The sequence below is a fragment of the Paenibacillus sp. 23TSA30-6 genome, assembly GCF_014858585.1.
Lineage (GTDB): Bacteria > Bacillota > Bacilli > Paenibacillales > Paenibacillaceae > Paenibacillus.
In genome coordinates this window covers 22,697-39,266 of record NZ_SLTL01000026.1, presented here as the reverse complement: position 1 = coordinate 39,266, position 16,570 = coordinate 22,697, and the positions used below count along the sequence as shown (strand labels likewise).

Below are 16,570 nucleotides of genomic sequence, written 5' to 3'. Positions count from 1 at the left end.
CCTGTCCACTTCTAAAACTTACTTTTATTTTACCCACTCTACAGAGGCGCCAAGCGTCGTCAGATGGTCAAAATATTGCGGATATGATTTGGCAACATGATGCGCATCCTTGATCACCAGCGGTTTCTGTGCCCGCAGACCGACAACTGTCAAAGCCATAATAACACGGTGGTCAAAATGCGCGTTAATTTCAACACCGCCTTCAACCCCCTCCGGTCTGCCATGTACGATAATTTCAGCCTGACGTTCCTCCACCCGAGCTCCGGCCTTGGTCAGTTCGTTCAAATAATCGGTAATGCGATCACATTCCTTGTACCGCAAATTTTCCACATTATAAAAACGGGACGTGCCGTCAGCAAATACAGCCGCAGCCACCATCGCCAGCACAGCATCGGTTGCAGCATCGCCGTCAAATTCAATGGCCTTCAAACGACCATTCCCCTTCACGACGACGGTGTCGTTCTCGTGCGTCAGCGATACTTCCATCATACGAAGCACATCTACAATAGCACGTTCTCCCTGCTTGCTCTGCTCCTTTAGCCGATGGATGGTGACATCCGAGTTCGTGACCGCAGCCGCCGCCAGCACCGCGGCGCTGCCCGGGTAATCGCCCTGCACGGTATATGTGCGTGGCTGATAAGATTGTCGTCCCGGCACACGGAAAGACATGTAATCATCACTTGTATGAATGATAATGCCTGCTTCTTGGAGCACCTCCAGCGTCTGACCAATAACCACCTTGGATTTCAGATCATGCAGTACCTCAATTTCGCTATCTTCCTCCAATAACGGCGTGAGGAATAGCAAGGCGCTCAAATATTGCGAGCTAACCGAACCGGATACCTGAATTTTGCCGCCTTTGGGCTGACCGCCCTGAATGCGGATCGGAAGCTTACCTTCACGATGATCTACCTGTACACCCAGTTGACCCAATGCGTCGATCAGATCATCATGTGGTCGTTTTCCCAGCGAATCGGGATATGTATTGACGAAAGTAACATCCGGGCACAGCGATGCGATCCCCATCAAAAAACGAAGCACTGCTCCGGCGTTACCTACATTGAGTTCCTTCACAGCACGAGGATGGCTGCCAAAGCCCGTAATGACTATTTTTTCACCATCCTCTTCCAGCACTGCCCCCAAATCAGCGATACAACGACGCATAGCATCACTGTCCTCACTGTGTGCCGGAAAATAAATGGTACTTCGTCCATCGGCAAGCGCTGCTGTCAGCAAATAGCGTGTAGTGTAGTTTTTGGAGGACAAGGCCCCAATCTCCCCTTGCAACGAAGGGGTAGGTCTAACGATAACATCCATAATGTACATGCTCCTTTTCGATTCAAACCATCCTAGTTTACGTTAATTATACAAGCTGTGATGTTCATTTCACCACCAGAAAAAAACACTGAATATCAAGCAAAGCCTGCCCGAGTTTCATCCCGGCGATTCATTAATCTATACACGCCTTTAGGATTAGCCAGATTGACAGCTTAGAGATAGCTTCGCTATCATACATAGAGAGTGTGATGTTTTGCACACGTCAATAACACACGCAGCACCCATTTTACATTAGAAAAGAGGTCCAGCCATGACGCAAATCGCCCTGATTGAACCTTCTGAGCTTCGCGCACGCCTGCAAGCAGGAGAACAACTGCAATTGATCGACGTTCGCGAGGCAGAAGAAGTAGCGGAAGGCATGATTGACGGTGCCAAGCATATTCCGCTCGGACAGATTCCAAGTCGTCTTGAGGAAATTGAACGTACCGGTGAAATTATCTTTATTTGCCGGAGCGGTTATCGCAGCGAACGAGCCTGCGAATATTTACAACAGCTCGGTTATGAAGGCTGCACTAACATGACCGGCGGTATGCTGCAATGGTCACAAGAGCAGTAAAATGTTGCCCACCAAATGAGACGGGATCTTCCCGTCTTTTTTGTCGTGACTCAAAGCTTAGACGCGGTGATGTGTTAAAATAACTATTCCTATCATACCACAGTGCCGAAAGCTTAGACAATCCACTAAAGAAAAACGGAAGCTTCCTCCGCCACAGAGGGCAAAAGAAGCTTCCGTTGTATTACATTGCTGTTATCCTAGCATTTTCGCCAGTTCATTAGAACCATTGGTGATGGAATACGCCTTCTTTGTCCACACGTTTGAACGTATGCGCACCGAAGTAGTCACGTTGTGCTTGCAGCAAGTTTGCTGGCAGACGCTCAGTACGGTAGCTGTCATAGTATGCAAGCGCACTGGAGAAGCCTGGCACTGGAATACCTTGAGATACAGCTACGGAAATCACCTGACGCCATGCGTTTTGGTAAGTTTCTACTACATTTTTGAAGTAGGAATCTAGCAACAGGTTTTTCAGAGCAGGATCGCGGTCATACGCATCCTTGATGTTTTGCAGGAATTGCGAACGGATAATGCAACCGCCGCGGAAGATCATAGCGATTTTTCCGTATTTCAAATCCCAATCGTATTCATCGGAAGCTGCACGCATTTGTGCAAAGCCTTGAGCATAAGACACAATTTTACTTGCGAACAATGCTTTACGTACGCTTTCGATAAATTCTTTTTTGTCCCCGCTGAAGGATTCAGCATTAGGACCGCTCAGCACTTTGCTTGCCGCAATACGCTCGTCTTTCATAGCAGACAGGAAGCGGGAGAATACAGATTCGGTGATCATGGACAATGGAACGCCCAGATCCAGCGCGCTTTGGCTTGTCCATTTACCAGTACCTTTTTGACCTGCCGCATCCAGAATAACGTCTACCATTGGTTTGCCTGTTTCGGAATCATATTGGGAGAAGATGTCAGCCGTGATTTCGATCAGGTAGCTGTCCAGCTCGCCTTTATTCCATTCTGTGAAGATTTCATGAAGCTCTTCCGCATTCACATTCAGGACCGATTTCAAAAGGTGATAAGCCTCACCGATCAATTGCATGTCGCCGTACTCGATACCGTTATGCACCATTTTTACATAGTGACCAGCACCGTCAGGACCGATATATGTACAGCAAGGGTCGCCTTCTACTTTGGCAGAGATTGCCGTCAGAATCGGCTCTACCAGCTTGTAGGCACTTTCTTGTCCACCCGGCATAATTGCAGGACCGTTCAAGGCACCTTCTTCGCCACCGGATACGCCTGTACCAATAAAGCGGAATCCTTTTTCCTCCAGCTCCTTACTGCGGCGCTGTGTATCAGGGAAGTAGGCATTGCCTCCGTCTATAATAATGTCGCCCTTGTCCAGATGAGGCACAAGCTGCTCAATCGTGGCATCCGTTGCTTTACCAGCTTGAACCATGATCAGGATTTTACGGGGCGATTCCAGTGAGTTCACAAATTCTTCAATGGAGAAAGTACCCGTCAGTTTCTTACCTTCTGCTTCTTTGATAAGATCATGCGTTTTTTCGGGAGAGCGGTTAAATACCGAGACGGTGAAGCCTCTGCTCTCAATATTAAGGGCCAAATTCTTACCCATTACCGCCAGGCCGATCACACCAATCTGCTGTTTTGCCATCTGGTTCCTCATCCTTTGCAACATATTTTTTATTCTATATCGCCGCTTTACCGCATTACACTTTATGTGAATCGGAACACGTGCAATTCTATTTTAACGTTTTTGGTGTCAGAAGTGAACCCCTGTCTATTCGCAGATCAAAACACCCCATTTTCATGAGGTGTTCAGTTATACCCAAATCTGCACAGTATCTACGGATTTAAGCAAAAACGTTTGACTGGTCCTTAACACCACGCATTTTTTAACCCATAATGATTCGTTTTAAATTACGCTATTCTCTCATCATTATGCTTCCATCATTAACAGTTGGCGGGATAGCGCTTGCAGGCGTTCATGGCAGTTCTCGGCTCTGGTCGTATCTCCCTCTGTCATTGCCGTGAAAAGCTTCTCCAATTCATCATCCACTTGCATTCTGAGCAGCAGTAGTCGGGTCTCTCCCTCATTGGAAATATACATTTCCTCCATCTCCTGCGCTGACAGCACTGGTCCCTTCTGATAAATAACGCGTTGCTTAAAACCAGTAACCTCGACCAGACGAATGACCTCACCGAACAAAATATTTTCCACCAAAATATGATGGTCCTTGACTCTTTTGACAATGGCATGGCCTCGGGTGCTTCCAATCAGCTTTTCCAACCACTCAGCCAGCTTGGCATCGCGGATCACATAATCTCCGGCCAACTTGTAGTGTCCTGTACGTAATTGTTGAAAACGAAGCTTCACCAGCTTGCGCCCGGTTCTTACCGACAGCACCAGGTATGACTCATCCTCGCTCCAGTACAGCGAATACCCTTCCGATATCAAATCCTTGATCAGATTATGGATATGCCGACGGCTAAACCGGAGCTCCAGATTGCAATATTCTACCTCGCAGCCCTTGTTCACGGCATTCCCTCCTTTTTCAAGTCCGATTCAAGAAGTCCGGCTACAGCAAGCCTGCGGCTTTTCCGCTTGATCTTCCCTTGCTCTATTTTATACTTCATTTTATGTAAGGGTACTTGGTTATTTGACCTATTTTTATGAGTAACAACGCACAATCCTACTTTTGCCTTATGCGCTTGTCCCAAACCCGGCCTAAAGTCGGTCAAGCCTGCTGACGTTATGCTATAATCGGACATATTACGCCACACGAAATGGCTTAACCCAGTTACAGGAGGAAAAGGTATGACGTTCAATGGATTTACAGCAAAGGACTTTGATGTTTTTGAAATACCGGGGCTGGAGCCTCGCATGGAGGTACTGATTGAACAGGTTCGACCCAAACTGGAAGCGATTGGTGCGGAGTTGGCTCCTTTCCTGACGGACTTGTGTGGCGAGCCTATGCACGTTCACGTTGCAAAGCATGCACGGCGCAAAGTAAATCCGCCCAAGGATTCCTGGGTAGCTTGGGCGGCAAACAAGCGTGGATACAAGGCGTTGCCACATTTTGAGGTAGGGATGTTTTCTTCTCATCTGTTCATCATTTTCGCAATTATTTATGAAAGCCCGAACAAAACCACGTTTGCCCAGGCACTCAAAGCCAACCTGAGCGATGTCCGCACTAGCCTACCTGATCATTTTTACTGGTCCATGGATCATATGGCCCCGGAAGGTACGGAGCAAAAACAAATGGACGAGAAGGATTTTCAAACGATCATTGACAAGCTGCAACAGGTTAAAAAAGCCGAGGTCATGTGTGGTATCCGTATTGACCGGGACGACCAGCTCGTCGGTGACGGGGCTGCGCTGCTACACACAGTGCGTTCCACTTTTGAGCGTTTGCTGCCGCTGTACCGAATGGCTTTTCCGAAAGAGTAACCGGTATTGGCTAATCAAGCTACCAATCAGGCTTCAGCCGTCTTTCTGCGCGGATTACGTGCCAAAGCCAGATGACAGCCGAACATGAGCAGCATTACAACTCCGCTGATGATAAATGGAGCTGTGTGTCCTGCGCGGTCCCACAGCACTCCTGAAACGAGCGGACCGATGACCATACCTGAACCTTGGAGTGTCAGAAAAAAGCCCCATATCGTCGCTCGCTCGCTTTCTGGGATCAATTTGGCGAGGAACGTGTTCCATGCAGGCAAAATGAGCGCATAGCCCAAGCCGATAAGGGCTACGGATACAAACACAAGCGGAATGGATCGGACGGCGGAAAAGAAAAACAGTGTAATCCCGGCAAGTAAAAAACCGGCGTGCAAAAAGTATTCTGTTCCCAGCCGATCCACCAGCTTTCCGCAAGGAATAAGCGCCAGCACCGTTACCCCGCCGCCAGCAATTAGAAGTACACTGTACAAATTCGGCGAGATCCCGAGGTCCGTACGGGCGTACAGCGTCAATACCGGGCTGATTAGACCGATAACAAACGATTGCAAAAACAGCGCCGGGTAAATCAACGGGTTTACATTTAGTTTTGTTTTGAGTGTAATGATCGTCTCCTTGATTCCTCCCAGCAGCTTCAGCTTTTGTTTTGCAAGACCGTCGGAGGACACCAAAGCGCTCCGTTGCAGCGCTCCTTTGTCGGCAGACTCTTTCCGTCCGGGCAGCATTAGGGAGACCAACAACAGCACAATACTGCATCCTGTCAAAATCATAAACACCATTCCGTAAGAATGACCATAATGTGCCATAGCGAAATTCATAACAAGCGGCCCCATTCCTGTTCCGCCCATGGACGCAATTTCCAATGTGCCCATCGCCGCACCATTGCTGTTATTAGGCCCGGACATTTCGGTCGTTCCGGTCATAACACAAGGCCAGAGCGGAGAAGTACCCAGACCGAGCAGCAGACACGCGACGACGAGCCACACGGGCTCTGTCAGTACGCTCAGCATAATAATCGCTACAAGCGTAAACAACAGTGCGGTCGACATCGTTCCACGGTAGCCGAGCCGTTCAGCCATCCAGCCCGCCGGTGCCCGGAACGCATTGTCTCCAAAATACTGAAGCGAAAAGGCCAAACCAATAATCCCGGCCGACAAACCAAGCGTTTCTCCCATATATACCGGCAGGATGGATACCAGAAGAGATCCTTTCATAAATTCGACCAGAAATACCAAAACCCACAATTCAGTAAAAAAAGGAGTCCACAACCGCTGCAGAGCTTTTTTTCGTCCTATTTGCCTCATCTAATCCACATCCTCCACCTTCGTTTTTTGGCTATAAAGACCGGGTTCTCCGCCTACTCCACTCTTTCGTAAATAAATGCGCCCTCAACCGCTTGCATTCCTACTTCAAACTGCTATACTCAATTTTGTTCTATTATCACTTGCACAGGATTGTCGAAATCCTGCACGAAAGGTTGTGACAACACTAATGAATCAAAGCAACACCCCGCTTTTTACTGCTTTGAAGAAGCACGCTCAAAGCAACCCGGTTCAATTTCACATCCCAGGTCATAAAAAGGGAGTCGGAGCAGATCCGGAATTTCGCGAATTTATGGGGGATAATGCCTTTTCCATAGATATGATCAACATCGCTCCATTGGACGATCTGCATCAACCAACAGGTGTCATCGAAGAAGCCCAAAAGCTTGCAGCAGATGCCTTCGGAGCAGATTATACTTACTACAGTGTACAGGGGACAAGCGGAGCCATCATCACCATGATTATGTCCATTTGCTTGCCAGGTGATAAAATTATTGTACCCAGAAACGTACACAAATCCATAATGTCTGCCATTATCTTTGCTGGTGCAAAACCAGTATTCATTTCTCCAGTCAGTGATGAGAATCTCGGTATTCACCACGGGGTTACAACCAAGTCCGTACGCCGGGCATTGGAACGCCACCCTGACGCCAAGGGCGTCCTTGTTATCAACCCGACATATTACGGTGTGTGCGCCGACTTAAAAGAAATTGTAGATCTCGCTCACAGCTATAATGTGCCGGTCCTGGTCGATGAGGCTCACGGGGTACTGATTCATTTTCATCCTGATCTACCGATGTCCGCCATGGAGGCGGGAGCAGACATGTCAGCTACAAGCGTCCACAAGCTGGGCGGTTCCTTGACACAAAGCTCGATCTTGAATGTAAATACGAAAAACGGATACGTTAACCCACAGCGTGTACAAACGATTTTCAGTATGCTGACAACGACATCCACTTCGTATCTCCTGCTGGCTTCCTTGGACACATCCCGACGCAACCTAGCACTTAACGGTCATGAAATAGCACAACGCGCCCTTGATTTGGCGGAATATTGCCGCTCAGAGGTCAACAAGATTGAAGGATTATATTGCTTTGGCAGTGAAATTCTCGGTACAGAGGCAACCTATAATTATGACGCGACCAAAATCACCATTCATATTCGTCATCTAGGCCTTACTGGGTACGACGTGGAAAATTGGCTGAGAGATCACTACAACATCGAGGTTGAGCTTAGCGATATGTACAATATTCTCTGTTTGGTGACCCCTGGTGATACCAAAGAGGAAATTGAAATTTTGTTGAAAGCTCTGCGTGAGCTGGCTTCTCTGCACTATTCCACAGGTCAGGAGCATGAGTTGGTTGTAAAGATACCGGAAATCCCTCAGCTCTCCCTCATTCCGAGAGACGCTTTTTATGGAGATACAGAAGTGGTACCATTCAAGGAATCTGCTGGACGCATTATTGCAGAATTCATTTATGTATATCCGCCAGGTATTCCGATCCTACTGCCGGGCGAAGTGATCTCACAGGACAATATTGATTATATTGTCGATCATGTGGAAGTAGGCCTGCCTGTAAAAGGGCCGGAGGACCGTACCGTACATCAAGTGAAGGTTATTGTTGAAACGGACGCCATTTCCTAATCCTTCCTGAACCTTAACAAGTCTGGAAAGTCTTACAAGCATCCTAAAAAAGCTTAACAAAAAAAGCCCCCAAACGGGGGCTTTTTCATTACCTTACAAAGCTGTAGCAGCCGTTAGGTCCAATACTATTCGTATTGGGCAACCAGCTCGCTGTAAGCCTCTTCAACACGTTTCCATTCATCTTCGTCCTCGATATTGTAAAGCACCATTTCTTCGTTTTCTTCTTCCATACGAAGAATAATGCCGTCTGCTTCAGGATTGCCGCGCTCCAGCAGGAGAGCGTAAACGTGATTTTCTACGTCAAAGGTCTCTACCAGCACCATTTCTACATCTTTGCCATTTTCATCAGTTAGCGTAAGAACCATTTCTTCATGTTCGTGGTCATGATCGTGGTTGCAGGCTTCACCGTGTTCATGTTTGTGATCACTCATGGAAATACCTACCTTCAAATTGTTTTATTTTCCCCCGTATCGTAACATGATCAAGGATACAGGTCAATTTGTGGTATGCCTAATTTATCGCTGTAATGACTTTTTCGGACACCAGGGTATAGCTGCTGTCTTTGCTTTCTTTAATGTAGAAACCGACCCGGTAATTCCCTGCTATTTTGAAATCATACGTAAAGTCGTTTGTACGGAACCAGAAGTTATCCTTTTGTGCTCCGCTGATATCCTGAGACTGAATATCCTTCACGTTACCCGCAGGATCGGTGATCGCTACCTTCACTCCGGAGATATCCGCTTTCAACGTATCAATCTGACTGAATACATTGAATTTCACTTTGTTACCTTTATTCACGTTGCCAAACACCGTATCGCCCTTGAACAAGAACATGTGTACATTCGGTTGGTCGAAAACAACCTTTCCACCGGACGGATCAAAACTGACAATCCCGTTAAAATCCCGAATGGGCACATACGTTTTGCCGTCAATGACAACCGCGCCATCCTTCGACACCTCACCGTTAATAATCAGCTTCACTTGGTCCTTGGCGGATTCCGCCGAAATAACGGTCCCTCCCATTATCGAAAAGGCCATCACTAGGGCCATAACTTTTCTCCACTTCATCGCTAGATATCCCTCCATCATCATCTGTTAAATAACTTCTGTCTTACATTTATACCTAGCTCAGTTCCACAAGTTGCGCTGTGCTTCACAAATTGTCCAAAGTTTTTGATATGGCGTGAAATCTTTAATTTCTATCATCATCGATGGTAAGATACGACTGTAGAGGATTTATACACATTTAAGTCTGGAGGGTGAAATACGGATGAGCCTGACAATACAAATGCTAGGCACAGGCAGTGCCTTTGCCAAAAACTATTACAACAATAACGCACTGCTGGACAGCGGAGCAGGCAAGCTATTGATCGACTGCGGAACAACCGCTTCTCTGGCTCTGCACCGAATGGGCATTCAATTGCGTGAAATTGACGCCATTCTAATTACCCACATTCACGCCGATCATGTCGGAGGACTGGAAGAGTTTGGATTCCAAATGAACATCCTTTATGGTCGTAAACCCGTGCTTTATATCGCAAAACCGCTAATTCATCCATTATGGGAAAATACGCTCAAGGGCGGCATGTCACAGCAAGGCATGATTGACAAGCTGGAGGATGTGTTTGAGGTAAACGTGCTGACGCCTGGGGAATCTACCAGCTTAGTATCCGGCATCGAAATTGAACTCGTTCCTACCCGTCATATCCCCGGTAAAGACAGCTACTCCCTGTTCATTAATGACCGTCTTTTTTATAGTGCGGATATGACCTTTGATCCCGGCCTGCTGAATCAACTGGTACACGAGCGGGGCTGTCGCAGCATTTTGCATGAGGTTCAATTACAAGGTGCCGGAGAAGTTCATACGACGTTGGACGAGCTACTCAGCTTGCCAATCCCACTTCAAGAGCGGATTCGTCTCATGCACTATAGTGACGACATGGAGCGATTCAGGGAAAAGGCTGGAGTCATGTCCTTTCTGGAGCAGCAGCGCGTATACAACATTGTTGATCTGGAACGCACAGAGCAATAATAATACTGGATACAAAGTGAAATAACAAAAAGCCGCCGGGTTTCCAACTGGAAAAAGAGCCCGGCGGCTTTGGCATATACTTGCGTGTAGTTATGTGCTTAGCGATAGATGCTTGAAATGAACGTCAGAACAACGGCAACTGATCCAAATTATTCGTAGGATCTCCATCAGCATCTCCGCGAATCCGTTTACTTCCATCCTTAGCTTTGAATACATTGACCCCGGCAATCGAGCCTGCTTCAATTTCATTCAGAGCCTGACTGTAATCCAAAACCCGTCCGGTAGACGTCTGAAATGACATCAGATCACCATCACCGTTTTTACGTACTGCCGTAATTTGTTCCCGTTCTGCATTAGCCATGCTGCATCGCTCCTTATCCATAGTATAGTGGAGGAACTTTTACTAGCATGCACCCTATGCAGAATTATATGCATCTTTGTACTGCCACCTACAGCTTTTTGCGCATACGCACATGTGGAATCCCGGCATCGTCAAAAGGTTCTTCCGAAATCGTCTCGTAACCGAGCTTCTCGTAAAATTTTTCAGCTTGACATTGAGCATCCAGCAGCGAATGCCGTAACCCCAGCTCACGCGCACGTTCCTCCAGAGCCAGCAGTAATATACGTCCGTAACCCCCTGAACGATGCTCCTTGAGAACCGCAATACGTTGCATTTTAGCTGTATCTTCCTCATAGTAGGTCAAGCGTCCCGTTGCCACCATCTTACCATGATCAGAGATCAGCAAATGATGTGCAGTTTCCCCCAGCTTGTCATAATGGTCGATTTCTAGATCGAGAGGAACCTTTTGCTCTTCGACAAACACTTTGGTACGGATCAATATTGCCTCCCGTAGCTGCTCCTCTGTTGTTACACTTATAATTTCTGCGGCCATCATCCGCCCCCCTTATCATTGCTTCAATTTGCAAACTCACTAAATTTGAATTATATATAAAAATGGTAATGAAGTACAATCTAATTTCTATTTTTCTACTTTACATTTATCGTTAATACATGATATTATCTAATAACCGAAGGACGGTAGCTCAGCGGGAGAGCATTATCTTGACAGGGTAAGGGTCATGGGTTCGATCCCCATCCGTCCTATACGTCAAAAGCCTTGATGATCAAGGCTTTTTTGTTTATTTAGAGATCAATTGGGTACTATAAGAAGAGTAAAACAGATTACCTATACATATTGAGTCAATTGTTTAGCGATTCTTCGTTAATCATACTTAGAAGATAAAAAGCCGACCGGAAAATAGGGTCGGCTTTTCTGTATGCTCAGCTTAATATACACAGAATCCTTAGATTACGATATAAACAGCTCCGCTCTCATTGTCAATCTCCGTGGGGTAAGCGGTCACACATCCAGTATCCGGCTCTAGCACCCTTCCGGTGGATAGGTCGATTTTCCAGTCATGGAGCGGACAATGGACTGCTGATCCACATATCATTCCTTCGGATAACCGTCCCCCTTTGTGCGGGCAACGATTCTCAAGCGCACGCACGCTGCCGTCGCTCAGGCGGAATACGGCTATCTCTGTATTATGAATGCGAACTGTCCTTGCTCCACGTCGGTCAATTTCGTTCAGATCGGCTATCCTGATTCTGCTGGTTGTGGTGTTGGTCTCCATTGTAATCAGCCCCCTATTCCGTTACTGGCTTAAGCTCTGGCAGCCGCACAAAATTCTTGCGTAGCTCTTCGTTTTGAATGATTTCGTGCCACGGATCAGTCGTCGTGCTTAGCGTTTCCTCAATTCTGCTCACCAGTTGCTGTCTCGTCTCCTCATTCGCAAGTGCCTGCTTGATGGATTCCAACCCGACTCGTTCCACCCAGTGGGCTGTACGCTCGTTCCAATTCGCCTGCTCACGATAATATTGCAAGTAAGCACCGGTCCATTCCATCACTTCATCCTCCGTTTTAACGGTACAAAGCAGTTCAGCCGCCCGTACCTTAATACCGCCGTTACCCCCGACGTAGATCCCCCAGCCACCGTCAATAGCGACGACGCCCAAATCCTTGATCGTCGCTTCGGCGCAGTTCCGCGGACAACCAGACACAGCCAGTTTAACTTTGGATGGCGCATTCAGACGTTCAAATGCCTTTTCCAACCGGATGCCCATGCCCATAGCGTCCTGAGTGCCGAAGCGGCAAAAGGTGTTACCGACGCATGTCTTAACCGTTCGCAGCGTCTTCCCGTAGGCATGCCCAGACGGCATATCCAACTCGGACCAGATACCCGGCAAATCCTCCTTTTTCACACCAAGCAGGTCAAGACGTTGTCCGCCCGTAAATTTCACCAGAGGCACATTGTATTTCTCCGCGACAGCAGCAATTTTCTTCAAGTCCGCAGGTGAAGTAACTCCTCCGTAAATACGGGGTACGACGGAATATGTGCCGTCTTTCTGGATATTGGCATGGTACCGTTCATTGGTGAATCTGGATTCCTTTTCATCTGCGTATTCCATCGGCCACAGCATACCAAGATAATAATTGAGAGCCGGGTGGCATTTGGTGCAGCCTTCCGGTTCGTTCCATCCCAGCACATTCATAACTTCTTTGACGCTCTTCAATCCCATTTCCCGAATGCCATCAATGATCGCTTCCCGGTCAAGCGTCGTACAACCACAAATCCCCTCTTTAATCGTTTCTCCGGTTTCTGCGCCTGCGTATAGCTGTAAGAGTCCCTCCACTAATGGCTTGCAGCCGCCGCATGATGCCGATGCTTTCGTGCAGGCCTTAATCTCCCCAAGGCTCCGGCAGCCAGCCGCAACCGCCTCACCGATGTCACCCTTGGATACACCATTACATCCGCATACAATTTCGTCATCTGGCATTTGCTCCAGCATCATGGAGCCACTTGCTTCTGGTTGGCCGGGATTGAAGCCGAGCAATAGCTCTTTCTCACGGCCAGCCACCGACTCGCCACTTTTGATCAGAGAAAACAACATAGCTCCGTCAGACGTATCCCCAAACAGGACGGCTCCGATCAGTTTTTCTTCCTTGATGACGATTTTTTTGTAGACGCCGCCAATATCATCCTGATATCGAAGGGAACGCGTTCCCGGTTCGTCCTTATAGCACCCTGCGGAAAATACGTCTACGCCCGATACCTTCAGTCTCGTCGAAATGACGGAACCACTATAGCCGGGAGTCTCCATTCCCGCGAGCCGCTGAGCCAGCACACCACCCTGTTCATATAATGGAGCCACCAGGCCGTAGGTAATTCCCTGGTGTTCTGCACATTCGCCAACGGCGTATATGCCGGGGATGCCTGTTTCCATGTAATCATTTACGATAATGCCGCGATTTACTGGGATTCCCGCCGACACCGCAAGTTCAATGTCTGGTAAGATGCCCACCGCCATAACGATCAGATCCGCTTCCAGTTCACTGCCGTCGGCAAATTTCAATCCTTCCACACGACGACGGCCCATAATAGCCGCCGTCCGCTTATTGACCAGAAAAGTCATTCCCTGCTCCTCCAGCTCGCGCCTTAGCATAAGGGAAGCTGCCTCATCCAGTTGCCGATCCATAATATGTTCGTGAATATGAATAACCGTAACATCCATCCCTAAGTTGAGCAGCCCCCTGGCTGCCTCTAGCCCAAGCAATCCGCCGCCGATGACGGCTGCTTTTTTGTGCGTCTTCGCCGTCTCCATCATCGTTTCACAGTCACGGATATCCCGGAAGCCGATAACACCATCCTTGTCGGCCCCTGGAAGTGGCAGAATAAAGGCTTTAGAACCTGTTGCCAACAACAACAAATCATAAGAGATGCATACGCCGGAGCGCGACGTCACCTGCTGTTTTTCCGTATCGATGGCTGTGACAGGATCATCGGTATACAACCGGATATGATTGTCTTCATACCAACTCCAGTCGTTGATGACAATATCCTGCAAACCAGCCCCTCCAGCCAAAACGGAGGACAGCATGATCCGGTTATAGTTCGGGTGAGGCTCGGCCCCGAATACTGTAATGTCATAGGCACCCGGAGCAATCTTCAGCAAATGTTCGAGGGTGCGTATCCCCGCCATTCCGTTGCCGACCAGCACTAACTTTTTGATGTGGTTCATCAGGTCACTCCCCTTCCATTCATATCCTCAAAACATAAAAAGCCTGCTTCACATAGGGGAATTCAAAACATCCCTCCACATGCGAAAACAGGCTCCATTGCCGTTTCATCGAATACGCCGTTGTATCCATCAGAGTATGGAATTAAAAAGTACTGTAGCCAATATATAATGATTCAAGTTAGATGTCAATATTCCTTACGCGTTATCTTATGAAAAATTATATTTTATCATCATGTAACATATTTATGACGTGTAAAATATCACTTTTTTATAAAGTTTGGATTGATTTTCAGACGAAAACACGCCAAAATGGATTAAAAGTCCGTTCTCACTTGATAATGATCAAAAAATACGTAGACAGACAAAAACCCATGTCATGTTTGTTATCAGGAAATACCATCCGACTTCCCCCATCGCTAACTACCTTTATGTTACAGAAAGGAGGAGCCCGCTTGCGTTCCTTGTTGGTAATTCACTCACATTCAGAGCATGTATCCGGGCAGGCGCACGCCGTTTCCTCACGGCAGGCAGGGCCTGAGCACCTTTTGGAGTCCAACGGATATGTGACGCTACCCTGCCGTGATGCATCTGAAATTAAACAGCTAATTCATGATGCGGATGCGGCTGTACTGAATATACCTGTCGGTGCCATCAGCACATGGTCCGGCAGGCTGGAGCAAGCCAAAGCAATCCCACTGCTCTGGTGGTGCAGCCCGGAATCTGCTCTGTCATCGACGGAATCCTGTGAAGCCAATGTTCCCGTCGACGGCATTTTAATCCCTGCTATGGCAGCACATGAGCTGAATTGGGCTCTTCACTTTAGCGCCAAGCGCTTTTTCGAACGCCAGCACTGGCTAAGTGAACGTAAACAACTGACCGCTCGGCTGGAAGAGCGCAAATGGATTGACATGGCCAAAGGAATACTTGGCGAAGTAAACGGCATTCCGGAAGCGGAAGCATACGATCTGCTGCGAAAAAAAGCAATGAATGAGCGCAAGCGGATCGTTGATGTGGCCATCTCCATCGTCAAAGCACAGCAAATGCTAAAAGCATAAATTTGAAAGGGGCCCTTAATATGAACATTATTGAAATATTAAAAGAGGTTGGACGCGGCAAAAGAGGCGCCCGGGATTTGAATTACAACGAAGCCGAAACCGCTGCCGAGCTTATTATGACCCGGTCGGCAACACCTGCACAAATCGGGGCCTTCTTTGCCGCGGAACGCATCAAAATGGAGAGCATCGCCGAGCTGGAAGCATTCGTCAACGTCTGTCGCAAATACGCCCATCGCTTCCCGATGCAGGAGGGTATAGATTTCGCAGGTCCCTACGATGGCAGAAAATCATCATTTATCTCCACCTTTGCCACCGCTTTTCTAGTTGCCGCGCACGGGGTCCCGGTGACAATGCACGGAAGTGCGCCCCTTCCTCCCAAATGGGGTATTACACTCCCCCTTTTGCTGCAGGAAATAGGGATAACATCTGAAAACATGACACACGAAACCGCCATTCACGCCGCAAAGCTGACAGGCGTATTATTCGCAACCTCCGAGCAGTGGTGCACACCTCTGAGAGAGCTGCGTACTATTCGCGAAGAGCTAGGGCTGCGCACGGTGCTAAACACAGCTGAGAAATTGGTTGATTACGGTGCTTCTCCGTATATCGTATTCGGCGTTTTCCACAACACTGTGTTCGACAAAACGGCGAAACTGATGCAAAAACTGAATTACCGCAGGGCTCTAATCGTCCAGGGAAGCGAAGGATCGGAGGACCTGTTCATCGACCGACCGACCCGGACTTACCTGCTTGCTAACGGCGAAGTGTCACTGCAGGTTATTGATCCGGAAATGTACGGGCTGGATTCGGTGGTACCAGAGCATAACTGGACCCCCGCTGAGCAGCTGCGCATAACGGAGGAAGTGCTACAAGGCACAGCTCCTATAGCTTTTTCGAATCAAGTGCTACTCAACGGCGCGGTCCGGCTGTTCGTTGCAGCGCGAGTCGACTCCGTAGAGGAGGGTTTGTACACCTGCAAACCGCTGCTGGAAAACGGGGCCGCCTGGGATTTGTATTGTCGCTGGCGTGAAGCTATGCTCAGAAAAGAAATAAAAACGGGAGCCAGCATATCCGAAACCCGATTGCATTTATAGTACGAGCATCACGCAGTCTA

The 16,570-nt window shown here is 48.0% G+C and carries 16 protein-coding genes and 1 tRNA gene; 7 read left to right on the top strand and 10 right to left on the bottom strand.

The genetic code is table 11. The features are described from left to right. Positions 1 to 24: 24 nt before the first annotated feature. Positions 25 to 1,317 (bottom strand): 3-phosphoshikimate 1-carboxyvinyltransferase, encoded by a 1,293-nt coding sequence (gene aroA / locus E0698_RS20515; protein WP_192512755.1) that lies wholly within the window; start codon positions 1,315 to 1,317, stop codon positions 25 to 27. A gap of 271 nt (positions 1,318 to 1,588) precedes the next feature. Between aroA and E0698_RS20510 the strand changes: the two genes are divergently transcribed. After that, a complete protein-coding gene (locus E0698_RS20510; protein ID WP_014282339.1) occupies positions 1,589 to 1,894 on the top strand; it encodes a rhodanese-like domain-containing protein in 306 nt (101 codons plus the stop codon). Positions 1,895 to 2,111: 217 nt separating this feature from the next. Here the strand turns inward: E0698_RS20510 and gndA are convergent, their stop codons facing one another. Together gndA and E0698_RS20500 are read right to left on the bottom strand one after the other, a co-directional pair. Continuing rightward, a complete protein-coding gene (gene gndA / locus E0698_RS20505) occupies positions 2,112 to 3,518 on the bottom strand; it encodes an NADP-dependent phosphogluconate dehydrogenase (protein WP_044648633.1) in 1,407 nt (468 codons plus the stop codon). Positions 3,519 to 3,803: 285 nt separating this feature from the next. After that, positions 3,804 to 4,403 (bottom strand): hypothetical protein, encoded by a 600-nt coding sequence (locus E0698_RS20500; RefSeq protein WP_044648634.1) that lies wholly within the window; start codon positions 4,401 to 4,403, stop codon positions 3,804 to 3,806. A 279-nt stretch (positions 4,404 to 4,682) separates the two neighbouring features. On the opposite strand from E0698_RS20500, the gene E0698_RS20495 reads away from it, so the two are divergent. Then, a complete protein-coding gene (locus E0698_RS20495; protein WP_192512754.1) occupies positions 4,683 to 5,315 on the top strand; it encodes a YktB family protein in 633 nt (210 codons plus the stop codon). Between the two features lie 26 nt (positions 5,316 to 5,341). Here E0698_RS20495 and E0698_RS20490 read toward each other — a convergent pair whose 3' ends face one another. Then, positions 5,342 to 6,625, bottom strand: coding sequence for an MFS transporter (locus tag E0698_RS20490; protein ID WP_192512753.1), 1,284 nt, complete (start codon positions 6,623 to 6,625; stop codon positions 5,342 to 5,344). 187 nt (positions 6,626 to 6,812) lie between these two features. Between E0698_RS20490 and E0698_RS20485 the strand changes: the two genes are divergently transcribed. Then, positions 6,813 to 8,288: an aminotransferase class I/II-fold pyridoxal phosphate-dependent enzyme gene (locus E0698_RS20485; RefSeq protein WP_192512752.1), complete on the top strand. Its 1,476-nt coding sequence runs from the start codon at positions 6,813 to 6,815 to the stop codon at positions 8,286 to 8,288. Positions 8,289 to 8,413: 125 nt separating this feature from the next. Here E0698_RS20485 and E0698_RS20480 read toward each other — a convergent pair whose 3' ends face one another. Both E0698_RS20480 and E0698_RS20475 read right to left on the bottom strand, forming a co-directional pair. Then, positions 8,414 to 8,719 (bottom strand): DUF1292 domain-containing protein, encoded by a 306-nt coding sequence (locus tag E0698_RS20480; protein ID WP_025684269.1) that lies wholly within the window; start codon positions 8,717 to 8,719, stop codon positions 8,414 to 8,416. A gap of 79 nt (positions 8,720 to 8,798) precedes the next feature. After that, positions 8,799 to 9,356: a copper amine oxidase gene (locus tag E0698_RS20475; RefSeq protein ID WP_192512751.1), complete on the bottom strand. Its 558-nt coding sequence runs from the start codon at positions 9,354 to 9,356 to the stop codon at positions 8,799 to 8,801. Positions 9,357 to 9,558: 202 nt separating this feature from the next. Here E0698_RS20475 and E0698_RS20470 point away from each other — a divergent pair, with 202 nt between their 5' ends. Next, entirely contained in the window at positions 9,559 to 10,320 is a 762-nt protein-coding gene (locus tag E0698_RS20470; protein ID WP_192512750.1) for an MBL fold metallo-hydrolase, read from the top strand. Between the two features lie 124 nt (positions 10,321 to 10,444). Here the strand turns inward: E0698_RS20470 and E0698_RS20465 are convergent, their stop codons facing one another. After that, positions 10,445 to 10,681: a DUF3892 domain-containing protein gene (locus tag E0698_RS20465; RefSeq protein WP_025684272.1), complete on the bottom strand. Its 237-nt coding sequence runs from the start codon at positions 10,679 to 10,681 to the stop codon at positions 10,445 to 10,447. Between the two features lie 88 nt (positions 10,682 to 10,769). Beyond that, complete coding sequence (locus tag E0698_RS20460; protein WP_134914613.1) at positions 10,770 to 11,213, bottom strand: GNAT family N-acetyltransferase; 444 nt, start codon at positions 11,211 to 11,213, stop codon at positions 10,770 to 10,772. Positions 11,214 to 11,353: 140 nt separating this feature from the next. Between E0698_RS20460 and E0698_RS20455 the strand changes: the two genes are divergently transcribed. After that, a tRNA-Val gene (locus E0698_RS20455) sits at positions 11,354 to 11,425 on the top strand. A gap of 200 nt (positions 11,426 to 11,625) precedes the next feature. Here the strand turns inward: E0698_RS20455 and nirD are convergent. Together nirD and nirB are read right to left on the bottom strand one after the other, a co-directional pair. Continuing rightward, the gene (nirD, locus tag E0698_RS20450) at positions 11,626 to 11,955 is read right to left on the bottom strand and encodes a nitrite reductase small subunit NirD (RefSeq protein WP_149093461.1); all 330 of its coding nucleotides are present in this window, start codon (positions 11,953 to 11,955) and stop codon (positions 11,626 to 11,628) included. Between the two features lie 13 nt (positions 11,956 to 11,968). Then, positions 11,969 to 14,401 (bottom strand): nitrite reductase large subunit NirB, encoded by a 2,433-nt coding sequence (nirB, locus tag E0698_RS20445; protein ID WP_192512749.1) that lies wholly within the window; start codon positions 14,399 to 14,401, stop codon positions 11,969 to 11,971. Between the two features lie 452 nt (positions 14,402 to 14,853). Between nirB and E0698_RS20440 the strand changes: the two genes are divergently transcribed. Together E0698_RS20440 and E0698_RS20435 are read left to right on the top strand one after the other, a co-directional pair. After that, the gene (locus tag E0698_RS20440) at positions 14,854 to 15,456 is read left to right on the top strand and encodes an ANTAR domain-containing response regulator (protein WP_134913564.1); all 603 of its coding nucleotides are present in this window, start codon (positions 14,854 to 14,856) and stop codon (positions 15,454 to 15,456) included. Between the two features lie 20 nt (positions 15,457 to 15,476). Continuing rightward, positions 15,477 to 16,550 (top strand): anthranilate phosphoribosyltransferase, encoded by a 1,074-nt coding sequence (locus E0698_RS20435; protein WP_192512769.1) that lies wholly within the window; start codon positions 15,477 to 15,479, stop codon positions 16,548 to 16,550. Positions 16,551 to 16,570 lie beyond the last annotated feature (20 nt).